This window comes from Pseudomonas sp. IT-P258 (assembly GCF_949767825.1).
GTDB lineage: Bacteria > Pseudomonadota > Gammaproteobacteria > Pseudomonadales > Pseudomonadaceae > Aquipseudomonas > Aquipseudomonas monachiensis.
The window spans coordinates 52,245-69,331 of the sequence record NZ_CATKPU010000016.1 but is presented as its reverse complement, the minus strand read 5'-3'; the positions used below and the strand labels follow the sequence as shown (position 1 = coordinate 69,331).

The 17,087-nt window shown below is 60.5% G+C and carries 12 protein-coding genes; 6 read left to right on the top strand and 6 right to left on the bottom strand.

Features of this window, described 5'->3' with window-relative positions; translation table 11 throughout:
* Nucleotides 1-338: 338 nt before the first annotated feature.
* Both ACM6G4_RS05645 and ACM6G4_RS05640 read right to left on the bottom strand, forming a co-directional pair.
* Complete coding sequence (locus ACM6G4_RS05645) at nucleotides 339-938, bottom strand: FMN-dependent NADH-azoreductase (RefSeq protein ID WP_046043697.1); 600 nt, start codon at nucleotides 936-938, stop codon at nucleotides 339-341.
* Nucleotides 939-1,103: 165 nt separating this feature from the next.
* Complete coding sequence (locus ACM6G4_RS05640) at nucleotides 1,104-1,418, bottom strand: hypothetical protein (protein ID WP_056721393.1); 315 nt, start codon at nucleotides 1,416-1,418, stop codon at nucleotides 1,104-1,106.
* Nucleotides 1,419-1,467: 49 nt separating this feature from the next.
* On the opposite strand from ACM6G4_RS05640, the gene ACM6G4_RS05635 reads away from it, so the two are divergent.
* The 5 genes from ACM6G4_RS05635 (at nucleotide 1,468) to aqpZ (ending at nucleotide 6,697) form a co-directional block, all read left to right on the top strand.
* Nucleotides 1,468-2,391: a LysR family transcriptional regulator gene (locus tag ACM6G4_RS05635; RefSeq protein WP_008018223.1), complete on the top strand. Its 924-nt coding sequence runs from the start codon at nucleotides 1,468-1,470 to the stop codon at nucleotides 2,389-2,391.
* Nucleotides 2,392-2,405: 14 nt separating this feature from the next.
* Entirely contained in the window at nucleotides 2,406-3,209 is an 804-nt protein-coding gene (locus ACM6G4_RS05630) for an alpha/beta fold hydrolase (protein ID WP_056721391.1), read from the top strand.
* Between the two features lie 3 nt (nucleotides 3,210-3,212).
* The gene (locus tag ACM6G4_RS05625) at nucleotides 3,213-3,770 is read left to right on the top strand and encodes a peptidylprolyl isomerase (protein WP_056721389.1); all 558 of its coding nucleotides are present in this window, start codon (nucleotides 3,213-3,215) and stop codon (nucleotides 3,768-3,770) included.
* A 94-nt stretch (nucleotides 3,771-3,864) separates the two neighbouring features.
* The gene (locus tag ACM6G4_RS05620) at nucleotides 3,865-5,697 is read left to right on the top strand and encodes an ABC transporter ATP-binding protein (RefSeq protein WP_409079343.1); all 1,833 of its coding nucleotides are present in this window, start codon (nucleotides 3,865-3,867) and stop codon (nucleotides 5,695-5,697) included.
* Between the two features lie 301 nt (nucleotides 5,698-5,998).
* Entirely contained in the window at nucleotides 5,999-6,697 is a 699-nt protein-coding gene (aqpZ, locus tag ACM6G4_RS05615; protein WP_056721385.1) for an aquaporin Z, read from the top strand.
* Between the two features lie 11 nt (nucleotides 6,698-6,708).
* Here aqpZ and ACM6G4_RS05610 read toward each other — a convergent pair whose 3' ends face one another.
* On the bottom strand, nucleotides 6,709-7,833 hold the full coding sequence (locus ACM6G4_RS05610; protein ID WP_056722284.1) for a GNAT family N-acetyltransferase: 1,125 nt from the start codon (nucleotides 7,831-7,833) through the stop codon (nucleotides 6,709-6,711).
* 280 nt (nucleotides 7,834-8,113) lie between these two features.
* Here ACM6G4_RS05610 and ACM6G4_RS05605 point away from each other — a divergent pair, with 280 nt between their 5' ends.
* Nucleotides 8,114-9,445, top strand: a complete 1,332-nt coding sequence (locus ACM6G4_RS05605) for a putative porin (RefSeq protein ID WP_056721383.1) — start codon at nucleotides 8,114-8,116, stop codon at nucleotides 9,443-9,445.
* Nucleotides 9,446-9,675: 230 nt separating this feature from the next.
* Here the strand turns inward: ACM6G4_RS05605 and ACM6G4_RS05600 are convergent, their stop codons facing one another.
* The 3 genes from ACM6G4_RS05600 to aceK all read right to left on the bottom strand — a co-directional run bounded on the left by ACM6G4_RS05600 (nucleotide 9,676) and on the right by aceK (nucleotide 16,933).
* The gene (locus ACM6G4_RS05600) at nucleotides 9,676-10,797 is read right to left on the bottom strand and encodes a beta-ketoacyl-ACP synthase III (RefSeq protein ID WP_414913229.1); all 1,122 of its coding nucleotides are present in this window, start codon (nucleotides 10,795-10,797) and stop codon (nucleotides 9,676-9,678) included.
* A 344-nt stretch (nucleotides 10,798-11,141) separates the two neighbouring features.
* Nucleotides 11,142-15,053 (bottom strand): ATP-dependent RNA helicase HrpA, encoded by a 3,912-nt coding sequence (gene hrpA / locus ACM6G4_RS05595; RefSeq protein ID WP_414913228.1) that lies wholly within the window; start codon nucleotides 15,051-15,053, stop codon nucleotides 11,142-11,144.
* A gap of 161 nt (nucleotides 15,054-15,214) precedes the next feature.
* Entirely contained in the window at nucleotides 15,215-16,933 is a 1,719-nt protein-coding gene (gene aceK / locus ACM6G4_RS05590; RefSeq protein ID WP_056721377.1) for a bifunctional isocitrate dehydrogenase kinase/phosphatase, read from the bottom strand.
* Nucleotides 16,934-17,087 lie beyond the last annotated feature (154 nt).

The following is a 17,087-nucleotide window of genomic DNA, read 5'->3' as shown; positions in this document are numbered from 1 at the left end:
GCCTCATTTCGAATGGCGGCGACGATAGCGGTTTTTGCTGCTGATCGCGAACACCCAAATAATACAAATTCCTTGTGGGAGCGAGCTTGCTCGCGATGACTGAGTGTCAGTCGACAACACCTTGTCTGACACACCGCAATCGCGAGCAAGCTCGCTCCCACAGGGTTTTGCAGGTGTTCGTCAGATCGCAGGCAAAAAAAAGCCCGATCTCGCTAAAGCGTTCAATCGGGCCAGGGCACTCAGGAGCAACCAGTGCGAAGGGAGGTTCGATGCGCGTACAGGCTTGAAGGGTTGCGCCAGGTCACTAGACCATCCAGCGATTATCTGGCGATTAACCGTCAGGCCACTTGCGAAAGCTTGGCGTTCGCCTGGTTCAGGCCTTTCTCCTGGAAGTCGCCGCCCAGGTTCATGCCTTCGGCGTGGATGAACGTCACGTCGTGGATGCCGATGAAGCCCATGACCTGGCGCAGGTACGGTTCCTGGTGATCGGCGGTGCTGCCGGCATAGATGCCGCCGCGAGCCGTCAACACATAGGCACGCTTGCCGCTGAGCAGGCCTTGCGGACCGGTCTCGGTGTACTTGAAGGTCACGCCGGCACGCAGCACATGGTCGAGCCAGGCTTTCAGGGTGCTGGGGATCGCAAAGTTGTACATGGGCGCGGCCATGACCAGTACGTCGGCAGCGAGCAATTCATCGGTCAACTGGTTGGAACGCTCCAGGGACGCCTGCTCGATGTCGCTGCGCTGCTCGGCGGGCTTCATCCAGCCACCCAGCAGGTTGATGTCCAGGTGCGGCACGGGCTTGACGGCCAGGTCCCGGACGGTGATCTGGTCATTCGGGTGAGCGGCTTTCCACTGGCTGATGAAGGTTTGGGTCAACTGGCGGGAAACCGAGTCTTGCTGACGGGCACTGCTTTCGATGATCAGAACGCGGGACATGGGATGTAGCCTCCATCTGAGAATGCGGTAGGTCGATGGAGTGAAGGTTAAACAGAGTCATATCGATGAAAAAGCGCAAATAACTGCTATAACACATCAAGAAATTCGTTTATAAGCTCTGCATACCCTGTGAGAGCGGGCTCGCTCCCACAGAAGAGCCAGGCGTCATTTCGGGGTGCAGGTCAGCTCGATGCGCAATTTGATGATGTTGCGGCTGAATTTGGCCGTGGCGTTTTTGTGTTTGCCGGCCGGTACATCGATCTTGCGAGTGCGGGGGGCTTCCGGGCCATTGCTGAAAACCGCCTTGCAGCTCGCATCGACGTCGCCGTAGTTGGCGACCCGGATGGAGCCGATATCGCTGTCGGTGTCGAAGGTTTCAAAGTCTATCTTCATTCCGTTGAGGTTCTTCTGCACATCAATCGGATAAGCAAACGCTGTCAGCGGCAGCAGCGCCAGCAGCACACAACAGATTTTTTTCATTCGGCAGCCTCCAGTAAGGGCTGCCAGCTTAGGACAAGAGGAGCTCAACATGAAAGCGCCCCGCGTGACCCTTGATCAATGGCGAACGCTGCAGGCCGTGGTCGATCACGGTGGTTTCGCCCAGGCCGCCGAGGCGCTGCATCGCTCGCAATCGTCAGTCAGCTACACCGTGGCCCGCATGCAGGATCAACTTGGCGTGCCGTTGCTGCGCATCGACGGACGCAAAGCCGTACTGACCGAAGCCGGCGGGGTGTTGTTGCGCCGCTCCCGGCAACTGGTGAAACAGGCCAGCCAGCTCGAAGACCTGGCCCATCACATGGAGCAGGGTTGGGAAGCCGAAGTGCGCCTGGTGGTCGATGCCGCCTACCCAAGCGCCCGCCTCGTCCGCGCCTTGACCGCGTTCATGCCGCAAAGCCGTGGCTGCCGGGTGCGCCTGCGTGAGGAAGTGCTGTCGGGGGTGGAGGAAGTCTTGCTCGAAGGCGTGGCCGACCTGGCCATCACGGGCTTCAGTATTCCCGGTTACCTGGGCGCGGAATTGAGCGACGTCGAGTTCGTCGCAGTCGCCCACCCGGAGCATCCCTTGCACCGCCTCAACCGCGAACTGAGCTTCCAGGACCTGGAAAGCCAGATGCAGGTGGTGATCCGCGACTCAGGCCGCCAGCAACCGCGGGACGTCGGCTGGCTCGGCGCCGAACAGCGCTGGACCGTCGGCAGCCTGGCCACCGCCGCGACCTTCGTCAGCAGCGGCCTGGGTTTTGCCTGGCTGCCCAGGCACATGATCGAACGGGAACTCAAGGAAGGCACGCTCAAGCTGCTACCGTTGGATCAGGGCGGCAGCCGTAACCCGAGCTTCTACCTGTATTCGAACAAGGACAAACCGCTGGGGCCGGCCACGCAGATTCTCATCGAACTGCTGCGTACCTTTGACACCGCACCACTGGACGCACCGTTCGCCGCCCCCGAACAAGCCTGACACGGAGTGTATGCATGGCCTATTTCGAACACGAAGGTTGCAACCTGCACTATGAGGAATATGGCCACGGCACGCCGCTGCTGCTGGTCCATGGCCTGGGCTCCAGCACCCTGGACTGGGAAAAACAGATCCCGACACTGGCCACCCGCTACCGGGTGATCGTCCCGGATGTGCGCGGTCACGGCCGTTCGGACAAACCCCGGGAGCGCTACAGCATTGCCGGATTCAGCGCCGACCTGATTGCATTGATCGAACACCTCAATCTCGGTCCGGCACATTATGTCGGCCTGTCCATGGGCGGCATGATCGGCTTCCAACTGGGCGTGGATCAGCCACAACTGCTCAAAAGCCTATGCATCGTCAACAGCGCGCCAGAGGTCAAACTGCGCAGCCGCGACGATTACTGGCAGTGGTTCAAGCGCTGGAGCCTGATGCGCGCCCTTAGCCTGGGTACCATCGGCAAGGCGCTGGGCGGCAAGCTGTTCCCGAAACCCGAGCAGGCCGACTTGCGACAAAAAATGGCCGAGCGCTGGGCAAAAAACGACAAACATGCTTATCTCGCCAGCTTCAACGCCATTGTCGGCTGGGGGGTTCAGGAACGACTTTCGAAGGTCACCTGTCCAACCCTCATCGTCAGCGCCGACCGTGACTACACGCCGGTGGCGCTGAAGGAAAACTACGTAAAACTGCTGCCCGACGCGCGGCTGGTGGTGATCGCCGATTCACGCCACGCCACGCCGCTGGACCAGCCGGAACACTTCAACCAAACACTGCTGGAGTTTCTGACCGCAGTCGATACCACCACTCAGGATCACTGACCCATGCTGAAAAAAATCGCCCTCGCCGCAGGCTCCGTCCTGTTTGCCGCCAACCTGATGGCCGCGACGCCGGAAAAGGCACCGCATGTGCTGCTGGACACCACCAACGGCCAGATCGAAATCGAACTGGACGCGGTCAAGGCCCCGATCAGTACCAAGAATTTTCTTGAGTACGTCGACAAAGGCTTCTACAACAACACGATTTTCCACCGGGTGATCCCGGGCTTCATGGTCCAGGGCGGCGGATTCACTCAACAGATGCAGCAAAAAGACACCAACGCACCGATCAAGAACGAATCGAAGAACGGCCTGCATAACGTGCGCGGCACCTTGTCCATGGCCCGTACGTCGGTGCCTGACTCGGCCACCAGCCAGTTCTTCATCAACGTCAAGGACAACGACTTCCTTGACCAGGGCGACGGCTACGCGGTGTTCGGCAAAGTGGTCAAAGGCATGGACGTAGTGGACATCATCGTCAACTCGCCAACCACCGCCCGTGGCGGCATGAAAGACGTGCCGGCGGACCCGGTGTTCATCAAGTCGGCCAAGCGCATCGACTGAGACTAAGCTGGACAAGGATGTCCGAGCCGTTGCCGGTGTCTGCCGGCAACGCTCAACACGTTAAAAGGAGAGCCCGTTCGCGGGTGAACAACCAATGCTTTATCGCCGCTTTGAAAAACTGATCGATGTTTTCCGTGAAGCACCGACGGCGTCTCCGCCGGACCGGGTTTTCCCTTTCTACACTTATTACCTCAAGCAGGTCTGGCCGAGCTTCGCCGCCCTGCTGATCGTCGGCCTGATTGGTGCTTTGATCGAGGTGGCGCTGTTCAGCTACCTGAGCCGCATCATCGACCTGGCCCAAGGCACGCCAAACGTCAGTCTGTTCCAGGATCATGCCCTCGAACTGACCTGGATGGTGGTGGTTGCGCTGGTGCTGCGCCCCATATTTGTCGGCCTGCATGACCTGCTGGTGCACCAGACCCTGAGTCCCAGCATGACCAGCATGATCCGCTGGCAAAACCACAGCTACGTGCTCAAGCAGAGCCTGAATTTCTTCCAGAACGACTTCGCCGGGCGCATCGCCCAACGCATCATGCAAACCGGCAACTCACTGCGCGATTCCGCCGTGCAGGCGGTGGATGCGTTGTGGCATGTGCTGATCTACGCCATCAGTTCCCTGGTGCTGTTCGCCGAAGCCGACTGGCGCCTGATGATCCCGCTGCTGACATGGATCTTCGCCTTCATCGCCGCCCTTTGCTATTTCGTGCCACGGGTCAAGGATCGCTCGGTGGTGGCGTCCGATGCGCGCTCCAAACTCATGGGGCGGATTGTCGACGGCTACACCAACATCACCACCCTGAAACTGTTCGCCCACACCAACTTCGAACAGCAATACGCCCGCGAAGCCATCAAGGAGCAGACCGAAAAAGCGCAACTGGCCGGCCGCGTGGTCACCAGCATGGACGTGGTCATCACCAGCATGAACGGCTTGCTGATCGTCTGCACCACCGGCCTGGCCCTGTGGTTGTGGACACAGTCGTTGATCAGCGTCGGGGCGATTGCCCTGGCCACCGGCCTGGTGATCCGCATCGTCAACATGTCCGGCTGGATCATGTGGGTGGTGACCGGCATCTTCGAAAACATCGGCATGGTGCAGGACGGTCTGCAGACCATCTCGCAACCGGTCGGCATCACTGACCGCGACCAGGCCAAACCCCTGGCGGTGGCCCGTGGCGAAGTGCGCTTCGAACAGGTGGATTTCCACTACGGCAAGCAGAGCGGGATCATCGGCGACCTCAACCTGACCATCAAGGCTGGCGAGAAAATCGGCCTGATCGGCCCGTCCGGCGCCGGCAAATCGACCCTGGTGAACCTGCTGCTGCGCCTGTACGACGTTGAAGGTGGACGCATCCTGATCGACGGCCAGAACATCGCCGACGTCAGCCAGGAAAGCCTGCGCGAACGCATCGGCATGATCACCCAGGACACCTCGCTGCTGCACCGCTCGATCCGCGACAACCTGCTGTACGGCAAACCCGACGCCACTGACGCGCAACTCTGGGAAGCGGTGCACAAGGCCCGGGCCGACGGTTTCATTCCATCACTGTCGGACGGTGAAGGCCGCACCGGTTTCGATGCCCACGTCGGTGAGCGCGGGGTGAAACTCTCCGGCGGCCAGCGCCAGCGCATCGCCATCGCCCGGGTACTGCTCAAGGACGCGCCGATCCTGATCATGGACGAGGCCACCTCGGCACTGGACTCGGAAGTCGAAGCAGCGATCCAGGAAAGCCTCGAAACCCTGATGCAGGGCAAAACCGTGATAGCCATCGCTCACCGGCTCTCGACCATCGCCCGGATGGACCGGCTGGTGGTGCTGGAAAACGGCAAGATCGCCGAAACCGGAACCCACGCCGAACTGCTCGCCCATGGCGGGTTGTATGCGCGGTTGTGGCAACACCAGACCGGTGGTTTTGTCGGGATCGATTGAGTATTGCGGCGGCCACAAAACCTGTGGGAGCGGGCTTGCTCGCGAAGACGGAGTGTCAGTCGACAGCAATGTTGCCTGGTCCACCGCTATCGCGAGCAAGCTCGCTCCCACAGGGTCCCCCAGTGAAGCAGATCGATCACAGATATCCGCCAGGCCCCGTCAACAACGGGGCCTGGCGGTTTTTTATGCCTGCTGGAATTATGAAAAAACCGTGCTGTACTCACTCCAACGTTCTGGAGATGGTTCTGCAGTCCATCGGCTGGATGCTCAAGGCAGCATAATCTCGAAAGGGCACTCTCTTATGTCTCTGTTAAAACGTTCGGCGACTGAGTTGGTAGGTACGTTCTGGCTGGTGTTGGGTGGTTGCGGCAGCGCGGTGTTGGCCGCGGCTTTTCCGGAGGTGGGGATCGGCCTGCTCGGGGTGTCCTTCGCGTTTGGCCTGACCGTGCTGACCATGGCTTTCGCCATCGGCCATATTTCCGGCTGTCATCTCAATCCCGCGGTATCTCTCGGCCTGGTGGTGGGTGGGCGATTTCCGGCCAGGGAATTGCCGGCCTACATCATTGCCCAGGTCATCGGCGGCGTGATTGCCGCCGCCCTGCTGTACTTCATTGCCAGCGGCAAACCCGGTTTCGAACTGGCGGGAGGCCTGGCGTCCAACGGCTACGGCGAACACTCCCCTGGCGGCTACTCGATGGCGGCAGGGTTTGTCTGTGAACTGGTGATGACCGCGATGTTCATCCTGATCATCCTCGGCGCCACCGACAAGCGTGCACCGGCAGGACTGGCGCCGATTGCCATTGGCCTGGGGCTGACGCTGATCCACCTGATCTCGATCCCGGTCACCAACACCTCGGTCAACCCGGCGCGCAGCACCGGCCCGGCATTGATCGTCGGCGGCTGGGCGATTCAACAACTGTGGATGTTCTGGGTCGCACCGCTACTCGGCGCAGTGGCCGGCGGCGTGCTGTATCGCTGGCTGGGCAAGGAAGAAAGCTGAAACGCTGAAGATCAGCCTTGTCGATAAGGCAAGGCTGACTTCGCATCCTCTGCATAAGCCAGCACTCCCAGGCGTTCCTGCTCCAGAAAGTCTTTCACCGCCGCTTTCAATCCCGGATGTCGCAAGTAGTGCCAGGAATGGGTAATGACTGGCTCGAATCCGCGAATCAACTTGTGCTCGCCCTGGGCACCGGCATCAAAACGCTGGAAACCGTTGGCAATGGCATAGTCCATGCCTTGGTAGAAACAGGTCTCGAAATGCAGGCGATCGAACTCCGCCAGGCATCCCCAGTAACGCCCATAAAAGCTGTCGCCCCCCACCAGACTGAACGCCATCGCCACCGGCCGTGAACCTTGCCTGGCCAATACAACGCGAATCGACTCCGGCATGCGTTCGGCCAACAGGCTGAAAAACTCCCGGGTCAGATACGGCGCTTGCCGGCGCACTGCGTAAGTATTGGCGTAGCAGGCATAAACGAAATCCCATTGCGCCTGGCTCAGTTCCCGACCTTCGAGCCATTCGAAATCGAAGCCCTGCCCCGCCACCTGTTCGCGCTCCTTGCGCATCTGTTTACGCTTGCGTGAACTGAGCACATCGAGGAAGTCCTGGAAATCCCGGTAGCCGCGATTCTGCCAGTGGTATTGACAGCCAACGCGCTGCAGCCAGCCCGGTTGCTCGCTCAGTGCCGCGTCGGTGAACAGATCGGTGAAGTTGATGTGGGCGCTGGAGAGCCCTTCAAGCTCAAGGTAGCCCGGCAGGCTTTTCAACAACTCGAAACCGTCTTCGACCGTGGCCGCCAACAGCCGTGGTCCCGTGACGGGACTGAACGGCACCGCGCTCAACAGTTTGGGATAGTAGTCGATGCCGGCACGTTCACAGGCATCGGCCCAGGCGTGATCGAACACGTACTCGCCGTAGGAATGCCACTTGCGGTAACCAGGCAGCGCGGCGATCAGTCGATCTCCTTCGACGTGCAATAAATGCTCGGGCTGCCAGCCTGTATGGGGTCCGACGCTGCCGCTGTCTTCCAGTGCACTCAAAAAAGCGTGACGCAGAAAAGGCTGAGTCTCGGGCACCAGTGCGTCCCACGTCTGCGGGGCGATTTCTGACAGTTTTTGCAGGCGTTGCAACGGCATCACCATCCTCACTCTTCATGGCGTGAAAGCCCCGCGAGTATCGCCTATCGCTCTGCAATGCACACGGGCAAAACGACGGCAGTGTTCTAACTCAATAGTTCACGGCGACTTTGTATCGTCACCGACATGACATCACATTGCCACCGGTCTGTAATAAACCATCGCGATACTGGCGCCTGTTTTTAGAGCGTCGGGTTATACCCGGCCACTGTTTTCCGCCCCTTACGGTCGGTTGTGTCCCGGATGGCTCTGTCATCCCCTCTCATCTTCGGAGATTGATATGCGTCTTGCTTCCATGAAAACTGCGGCGGCCTTGTGCGGTGGCCTGTTGCTGGCCATGAGTGTTCCGGCCAGTGCCGCAGTCGACGCCAAACTGCTCGACATGCTCAAGGCTAACGGCTCGATCACCAACGCGCAGTACAGCGAACTGCAAGCCGAGCTGGCCAGGGATCAGAAAGACCAGCAGATCGCCCGTCAGGCTCAGCAAGAGACCAACGAGCAAATCGCGGCCACCGCGAAGAAAACCGACACACTGAGCGCTTTCGACCAGAAGCTTGCATGGGCGGCAAAGACCCAGTTCAAGGGTGACGTACGCTTCCGTCAAGAAACCGTGCACAACGATGGCGTGCCAAACAACAAGGACCAGGACCGTCAGCGCATTCGTGCCCGCCTGGGTGCCTACAGCGAAATCAACCCGCAGGTCGACACCGGTATCCGTATCGCCACCGGCAGCAACGACGACGCTCGCTCGACCAACCAGGACCTGAACAACTACTTCGACAAGAAGCAGATCTGGCTGGACCAGGGTTACATCGACTACCACCCGGACGCGATCAAGAACCTGCACCTGGTTGGCGGCAAGATGCCGCAACAATGGGTGAGCATGGGCGACATCATCTGGGATAGCGACATCAACCCGGAAGGTCTGGCCGTCACCTACAAATACCCACTGAGCGGCAGCACCGAGCTGTTCGGTAGCGCCGGTCACTACACCCTCAAGGACAACGTCGACGGCGAAGGCGTGCAGTTCAAGCACGACCTGCGTCTGTACGCCGGCCAGTTGGGTGCGCGCTTCGCCATCACCGACAGCATGAAAATGACCTTGGGCGGCAGTCTCTACGCCTATGACAACGACGACAGCAGCGCTTGCCCTACCTCGGGTACCGTCACCGCGCCATGCGCACTGGCCGTCAACGGCAACAGCCCGGGCGAGCAGTTCAAACTGTACGAAGGCTTTGGTCAGCTGGACTTCAGCAACCTGCCAGTACCGCTGTCGATCTACGGTCAGTACGTCAACAACACCGATGCCAGCAACGACCAGGACACCGGCTGGCTGGCCGGCGTGAAGTCCAAGCTCTACGGCTTCAACGTGGACTACAACTACCGCGACGTGCAGCGTAACGCTGTGGTGGGTGCCTTCACCGACTCCGACTTCGCCAACGGCTACACCGGTTCGCGCGGCAGCAAGCTGAAAGTGAGCTACGACCTGGACAAGAACTTTGCCCTGGGCGCGACCTACTTCATGGCGACCTCGGACCAGACCAACGCCAACATCAACAAGAAGGATTCGGACATCAACACCCTGCAACTGGATGCCGAAGCCAAGTTCTGATTCACCCCGCTACACGACTCGGGCAAGGAAGCCCGGGCCCCTTTTACAGCCTGGCTGTTGATGTGTCGGTCCCCATCATCCTCCGATGCATCAACGCGAGACTGTTTTCTCTCCCGCAAAAAAATCGCAGCCTTCGGCAGCTCCTACACAGAGCGGATTCACCGCGATATCACGTTGAAATCCAGTCCCGTAGGAGCTGCCGCAGGCTGCGATCTTTTTAAGCCGCAGACTCAGCGCTTGCGCAGCAACACGCTACCAATCGAATAACCGGCACCGAACGAACTGAGCACGGCCAGCGAACCGGCGGCCAGATCGTCCTGATTCTTGTGGAACGCAATCACGGAACCGGCGGAACTGGTGTTGGCGTAGGTGTCGAGAATCACCGGCGCTTCCTGTTCGGTGGCGTCGCGACCCAGCAGTTTCTTGACGATCAGGTGGTTCATGCTGAGGTTGGCCTGGTGCAGCCAGAAACGCTTCACGTCGCTGACGTTGAGCTGGTTCTCTTGCAGATGCTCACTGATCAGCTCGGCAACCAGCGGGCAGACTTCCTTGAACACCTTACGGCCTTCCTGCACGAACAGCTTATCCTTGGCGCCGATGCCCTCTTCCGCCGCGCGGTTGAGGAAGCCGAAGTTGTTGCGGATGTTGTTGGAGAACTTGGTCAGCAGCTTGGTACTGACGATATCGAACTGGTACCTGGACGTCGCCAGGTCGGCACGCTCGATGATCACCGCAGTGGCAGCGTCACCGAAGATGAAGTGGCTGTCGCGGTCACGGAAGTTCAAGTGGCCGGTGCAGACTTCCGGGTTGACCATCAGGACTGCCCGGGCCTGGCCCAGTTGAACGCTGTTGGCGGCAGTCTGGATACCGAAGGTTGCGGACGAGCACGCCACGTTCATGTCGAAACCGAAACCCTGGATGCCCAGCGCTTCCTGGACTTCGATGGCAATGGCCGGGTAGGCACGTTGCAGGTTGGAACAGGCGACGATCACGCCGTCGATGTCCGCGGCGGTCTTGCCGGCACGCTGCAAGGCTTGTTCGGCAGCGCCGATAGCCATTTGGCAAAGCACCGACCACTCGTCGTTGGAACGCTCCGGCAGGCGCGGGGCCATGCGTTGCGGGTCGAGGATGCCTTTCTTGTCCATGACAAAGCGGCTCTTGATGCCGGAAGCTTTTTCGATGAACGCGGCGCTGGACTCGGTCAATGCTTCCACTTCGCCGCGCGCGATAGCGTCGGCGTTGTCGGCGTTGAATTGCGCGACGTAAGTATTGAAAGACTGCACCAGCTCTTCGTTGGAGATGCTGTTGGCCGGGGTGTACAGGCCGGTGCCGCTGATGACGACGTTATGCATGGTCGTGTCTCTAATCTGTTCAGGCAGAAAGCATTGGTACCTTCGTACCAACACACAAAGGGTCTATTCCCATCCGTGGGACGAAAACCTGGCATCGCTTTATTCCGACCTGCCCGAGACCGTGAAGGCTCAAAACCGCGGGGCCGGCGTTTATAGGCGCGAAGTTTGCCATAAACCTAGGGGTTTGGCCCCTTTTTGCTGGATGACGCACCAAAGCCGATACCACACAATCTCTGTAGGAGCTGCCGAAGGCTGCGATCTGTTGATCTAGGTTTTAAAAATCAAAAGATCGCAGCCTTCGGCAGCTCCTACAGTGGATCATAGGAGTCGCGAAGTAGTCGGGTTCAGGGTTCGACTTGCGACCACTGCTTGTTCAATCGCTTGTCGGAGATCGGCACCTTGGTCCCCAATTGCTGGGCGAACAACGAAACCCGATATTCCTCCAGCCACCAGCGATACAACTCCAACTGCGGGTCGCGCTTGCCTTCCTGGGCGTGTTTGTTGGCGCGGGTCTGGTATTGCGTCCACAGCCCGCTCAACTCACCGCTCCACACCCGATCGCGCTGCACCTGGGCAGCGATTTTTTCAAAGCGCTGCTCGATCGCCTTGAGGTAACGCGGCAATTCCTTGAGCCACTGCATCGGCGTTTCCCGGACAAACCCCGGATACACCAGGTGGCTAAGTTGCTGCTTGATGTCGTTCAGGGCCACGGCTTGCGCCAGGTCGATCTTGCCCTTGAAGCGTTTTTGCAGGCCATGCCAGAGCTTGAGGATTTCCAGGGTCAGCTTCGCCACACGCTCGGCGTGCTCGGTCCAGACGCCACGCTTGCGCTCAGCCAGGGACGCCAGACCGGCGCCATCACGGGGCAGCGGGTCTTCGCCCTCAAGAATGCAGCTGTCGAGACTGGCCAGCAGAATGTCTTCCACCAGCGCATCGACGCGGCCCATGTCGCGGTACAGCAGGCCAAGTTCGGTCAGGCCAGGCAACTTGCCACGCAGGAACCTGGCAGGTTCGGCCAGTTGCTGCATCAGCAAGCGTTGCAAGGCACGGCGATGCTGGAACTCGGCCTCGGCCGGGGTCGAGAAACGCCCTTCCTTGACCGTCCCGCCCTCTTCCACCAGCGCCGGGTAGACCGTCATCGACAGCCCGGCGATCTTCTGCTGGGTTTTCTCGGCCACGGCGGCGAACACTTTCGGCTCCACCGGCTGCTGGCTCTTCGCGGTTTGCGGCACGGCCAAAGCGGCTTGACTGGCCTCGGCGAAACGCGCAGTCAGTTCAGCCAGATCGCGACCTTCACCGAGGAACTTGCCCTGGGCATCGACGATTTCCAGGTTCATCCGCAGATGGCTTTCGACCTGCTGTGTCGCCTCGGCCCAGGCTTCATCGCTGACGCGGGCACCGGTCATGCGCAGCAGTTCGCGACCCAGGGCCTGGGGCAGAGAACCCTCGGCAAAGGTCATGCGCTGCAAGGCCGCCTTGACGAAGTCTGGCACTGGCACGAAATTCTTGCGCAGTGCCTTCGGCAGGTTGCGCACCAGGGCAATGCACTTGGCCTCGATGACACCCGGCACCAGCCATTCCAGGCGTTCCGGCGGCAGCATCGGCAACAACGGTGCCGGCACGCGCAGGGTCACGCCGTCGCGCGGGTGATTCGGTTCGAAGTGGTAGCTGAGGGCCAATTCCAGATCGCCGATGTGCAGCGTATCCGGGTAGTGCTGGGCAGTGACTTCACTGGCTTCACGGGCCAGCACGTCTTCTTCACGCATGATCAGCAGCTGCGGGTCTTTCTGGCTGTTGATCCGATACCAGCTGTCGAAGGTCGCGGTCTGGTGGATCTCCGCCGGCAGCCGCGCGTCGTAGAAGGCGTACAGGGTTTCTTCGTCGGCGAGGATGTCGCGACGGCGGGCCTTGGCTTCCAGTTCGTCGAGCTGTTCCAGCAATTGCTTGTTGGCCGTCAGGCACTTGGCCCTGGACTGGATTTCACCGCGCACCAGCGCTTCGCGGATGAACAACTCGCGGGACACCACCGGGTCGACCGGGCCGTAATGCACCGGCCGGCGCCCGACCACGATCAAGCCGAACAGGGTGATCTGCTCGAACGCTACGACCTGACCGCGCTTCTTCTCCCAGTGGGGTTCGAAGTGGTTTTTCTTGATCAGGTGACCGGCCAGCGGCTCGATCCAGTCGGCGTCGATCTTGGCGACCATACGCGCATATAGCTTGGTGGTTTCCACCAGTTCGGCCGTCATCAGCCACTGCGGGCGCTTCTTGCCGATGCCCGAGGACGGATGAATCCAGAAGCGCCGCTGACGGGCGCCAAGGTAATCGCCGTCTTCGGTTTTCTGCCCGATCTGGCTGAGCAACCCCACCAGCACCGCCTTGTGCAGTTTCGGATAGTCCGCCGGCTCTTTATTGAGGCTCAACTGCATGTCGCGGCAGATCAGGCTCAATTGGCGATGGGAGTCACGCCACTCGCGCAGGCGCAGGTAATTGAGGAAATTCTTGCGGCACCAGTTACGCAGCGGACTGGCAGTCAGCGCCTGGCGCTGCTCTTCGAAACCGCGCCACAGATTGACCAGCCCGGCGAAATCCGAGTCGGCGTCTTTCCACTGGGCGTGGGCCTGATCCGCTGCTTGCTGACGCTCCGGCGGACGCTCGCGCGGGTCCTGGATCGACATGGCGCTGGCGACGATCAGCACTTCCTGCAAGCTGCCGAGCTTCGCCGCTTCGAGCAGCATGCGGCCCATGCGCGGGTCCACCGGCAGGCGCGCCAGTTGCCGACCGAGCGGGGTCAACTGGCTGTTGCGGTCCACTGCCGAGAGTTCTTGCAGCAGGTTGTAACCGTCGCTGATGGCCTTGCCATCCGGCGGCTCGATGAACGGGAACTCGCTGACCTCGCCGAGGCGCAGGTGCAGCATCTGCAAAATAACCGCCGCAAGGTTGGTGCGCAGGATCTCAGGATCGGTAAATTCCGGGCGACCGAGGAAGTCCTCTTCGCTGTACAGGCGCACGCAAATGCCCGGCTCGACCCGTCCGCATCGGCCTTTACGCTGGTTGGCGCTGGCCTGGGAAATGGCTTCGATCGGCAGGCGCTGGACCTTGGCCCGGTAGCTGTAGCGGCTGATGCGCGCGGTGCCACTGTCGATCACATAACGTATGCCCGGCACGGTCAGCGAGGTTTCCGCGACGTTGGTTGCCAGCACCACGCGACGGCCCGGGTGCGACTGGAAAATCCGCTGCTGCTCGGCCGGCGACAGCCGCGCGTACAACGGCAGGATTTCGGTGTGCTTGAGCTGGGCCTTGCGCAGCATGTCGGCGGCGTCGCGAATCTCGCGCTCGCCAGGCAGGAACACCAACACGTCACCGGGACTGCGGCGTTCACTGCGCTCATAAGCGGCGATTTCGTCGAGGGTGGCGAGGATCGCCTGATCCACCGTCAGGTCGTCCTCGACGCGGTTGCCCTCTTCGTCCTGCTCAAGCGTCAGCGGGCGATACCAGGTGTCCACCGGGTAGGTGCGGCCGGACACCTCGACAATCGGCGCGTCATCGAAGTGCTTGGAGAAACGCTCCAGGTCGATGGTCGCCGAAGTGATGATGACCTTCAGGTCGGGACGACGCGGCAGCAGGGTTTTCAGGTAACCGAGCAGGAAGTCGATGTTGAGGCTGCGTTCGTGGGCTTCGTCGACGATGATCGTGTCGTAGCGTTCCAGATAGCGGTCGTTCTGGGTTTCCGCCAGCAGGATGCCATCGGTCATCAGCTTGATCAGGGTGCTGGAATCGCTCTGATCCTCGAAGCGCACCTGATAACCGACCAGCGCGCCCAGCGGCGTGCCGAGTTCTTCGGCGACACGGCTGGCGACGCTGCGCGCAGCGATCCGTCGAGGCTGGGTGTGGCCGATCAGGCCATGCTGGCCGCGACCGATTTCCAGGCAAATCTTAGGCAACTGAGTGGTTTTACCCGAGCCGGTCTCACCGGCAATGATCAGCACCTGGTGTTGTTCCAGCGCCTTCTTGATTTCGTCGCGCTTGGCGGCGATCGGCAGGCTGTCGTCGTAACGAATCACCGGCAGGCTGGCCTTGCGCGCCAACACCTGCTCGCAGGACGCCTGCATCCGCGTCACCCACTGGCCCAGTTTGGCCTCGTCGGGTTTCTTGCGCAGCTCAAGCAACTGCCGCCGCAGCCGGTGGCGGTCGGCGAGCATGGCGTGATCGAGGTTTTTCAGCAGTTTGTCGATGGAGGGCGATTCGTCGGTCATCGGGTACGCAATTCAGTCGTCTAGTGGCGCAGGGTGCGGATTGTCGCAGATTTGGCATGGATTGGCTGGTTCCCCTGTAGGAGCTGCCGAAGGCTGCGATCTTTTGATCTTGTCGACGCGTCTGAAAAACAAAATCAAAAGATCGCAGCCTGCGGCAGCTCCTACTCGTTATCGAGGCCTTTACGCCGATACGGAAACACATCAATCACCTTCCCCGCCCGAATCGCTTCCTGCAGGCTCTTCCAGTAATCGGCGTTGTACAGCTCGCCATGCAGTTGATCGAACAACTTGCGTTGCCCGAAATCGGCAAACAGGAACGGCGGAAACTCCTCCGGGAACACATCCAGCGGCCCGATCGAATACCAGGGTTCGGAAGCCATTTCATCTTCCGGGGTGCGGGGTTGCGGGATATGGCGGAAGTTGGCCTCGGTGAGGAAGCAGATCTCGTCGTAGTCGTAGAACACCACCCGACCGTGACGGGTGACACCGAAGTTCTTCAGCAGCATGTCGCCGGGAAAGATGTTGGCCGCCGCCAGTTGCTTGATCGCCAGCCCGTAGTCTTCCAGGGCCTCGCGCACCTGCGCCTCGTTGGCGTGTTCCAGGTAGAGGTTCAGCGGGGTCATGCGGCGCTCGGTCCAGCAGTGGCGGATCAGCACCGTATCGTCTTCCACCGACACCGTGGACGGCGCTACTTCCAGCAGCTCCTCCAGGCACGCCGGATCGAACTTGCTCAGCGGAAAACGGAAATCGGCGAATTCCTGGGTATCGGCCATGCGCCCGACGCGGTCGACGCTTTTCACCAGGCGGTACTTTTCGATCACCGTGGCGCGGTCGACGTTTTTCGACGGCGAGAAACGGTCCTTGATGATTTTGAACACGGTGTTGAAACCCGGCAGGGTGAACACGCTCATGACCATGCCGCGCACGCCTGGGGCCATGATGAACTGGTCGTCGGTGTTGGCCAGGTGATTGATCAGCGCCCGATAGAACTCCGACTTGCCGTGCTTGTAGAAGCCAATCGAGGTGTACAGCTCGGCAATGTGCTTGCCCGGCAGAATACGCCGCAGGAAGCCGATGAACTCCGCAGGCACCGGCACATCCACCATGAAATACGAACGGGTGAACGAGAAGATGATCGATACGTCCGCCTCATCGGTGATCAGCGCATCGATCTGGATGCCGCGACCCTCCAGGTGCAGCAATGGAATTGCCAGCGGCCATTGCTCGTCGGCGGTGTAGATGCGCCCCACCAGGTACGCGCCTTTATTGCGGTACAGCACCGAGGAAAACAGCTCGACACTCAGCTCCGGGTCTTTGCACACCCAGTCCGGCAGATTTTCGCGCAGTTGCGCTTCGAGGCGCTTCAGGTCCCCGGCCAGGTCGGCGTAATCCTCGCTGAAGCGGTAGTCGGCGAAGATGCTGGCGAGCATCGCCGACAATTGGCCTTGCGGCTTGTAGGTGCGGGTTTGCGCGGCCCGGGCACGGCGAAGGCTCGGCCGGGTGGTGTGGATGAACATGCAACCGTCGCTGATCAGGTCATGGCTGAACAGCCCGCAGAAGATCGAGTTGTACCAGGTCTCGGACAGTTCATCGTCAAAACGCAGGTCGATCAGGCTGATGTAGGCGTTTTTGACCAGCGGCCAGCAGCTGACGTCCAGGGTGTCGGCGTCAAACGCGGTGCGCAGTCGCTCCACCGTTTCACCGACCTTGTCTTCGTACAGATTGATCCGTGCCGCCGACGCCGTCTGCGTTTCCTGCCACCTGGCCTGTTCGAAGCGGGCCCGGGCGCCGTCGGTGATCTGGCGAAAATGCTCGCGGTAATCGTCGAAGCCATCGAGTATCAAGCGGGCGATGTCGGCGGCTGGCCATTGCTGCGGCATGGTGAGACCTCTGCGGGAATTCGGGAGGCTTGAGCTTAGCCAGTGAACCGGGTGCAGGAGAAGCGTAATTTTCCAGCCGAATTAAATGCCCGGTTTTCGGTTGCCATCGATCACACACTCAGCAACACTTTCGCCCCTCCCCCAAGGAAGGACC

What these genes read in the sequence shown, in the direction of transcription:
- ACM6G4_RS05645 (WP_046043697.1), bottom strand. Translation starts at nt 938, where the DNA reads ATGTCCCGCGTTCTGATCATCGAAAGCAGTGCCCGTCAGCAAGACTCG.
- ACM6G4_RS05640 (WP_056721393.1), bottom strand. Translation starts at nt 1,418, where the DNA reads ATGAAAAAAATCTGTTGTGTGCTGCTGGCGCTGCTGCCGCTGACAGCG.
- ACM6G4_RS05635 (WP_008018223.1), top strand. Translation starts at nt 1,468, where the DNA reads ATGAAAGCGCCCCGCGTGACCCTTGATCAATGGCGAACGCTGCAGGCC.
- ACM6G4_RS05630 (WP_056721391.1), top strand. Translation starts at nt 2,406, where the DNA reads ATGGCCTATTTCGAACACGAAGGTTGCAACCTGCACTATGAGGAATAT.
- ACM6G4_RS05625 (WP_056721389.1), top strand. Translation starts at nt 3,213, where the DNA reads ATGCTGAAAAAAATCGCCCTCGCCGCAGGCTCCGTCCTGTTTGCCGCC.
- ACM6G4_RS05620 (WP_409079343.1), top strand. Translation starts at nt 3,865, where the DNA reads ATGCTTTATCGCCGCTTTGAAAAACTGATCGATGTTTTCCGTGAAGCA.
- aqpZ (WP_056721385.1), top strand. Translation starts at nt 5,999, where the DNA reads ATGTCTCTGTTAAAACGTTCGGCGACTGAGTTGGTAGGTACGTTCTGG.
- ACM6G4_RS05610 (WP_056722284.1), bottom strand. Translation starts at nt 7,833, where the DNA reads ATGCCGTTGCAACGCCTGCAAAAACTGTCAGAAATCGCCCCGCAGACG.
- ACM6G4_RS05605 (WP_056721383.1), top strand. Translation starts at nt 8,114, where the DNA reads ATGCGTCTTGCTTCCATGAAAACTGCGGCGGCCTTGTGCGGTGGCCTG.
- ACM6G4_RS05600 (WP_414913229.1), bottom strand. Translation starts at nt 10,797, where the DNA reads ATGCATAACGTCGTCATCAGCGGCACCGGCCTGTACACCCCGGCCAAC.
- hrpA (WP_414913228.1), bottom strand. Translation starts at nt 15,053, where the DNA reads ATGACCGACGAATCGCCCTCCATCGACAAACTGCTGAAAAACCTCGAT.
- aceK (WP_056721377.1), bottom strand. Translation starts at nt 16,933, where the DNA reads ATGCCGCAGCAATGGCCAGCCGCCGACATCGCCCGCTTGATACTCGAT.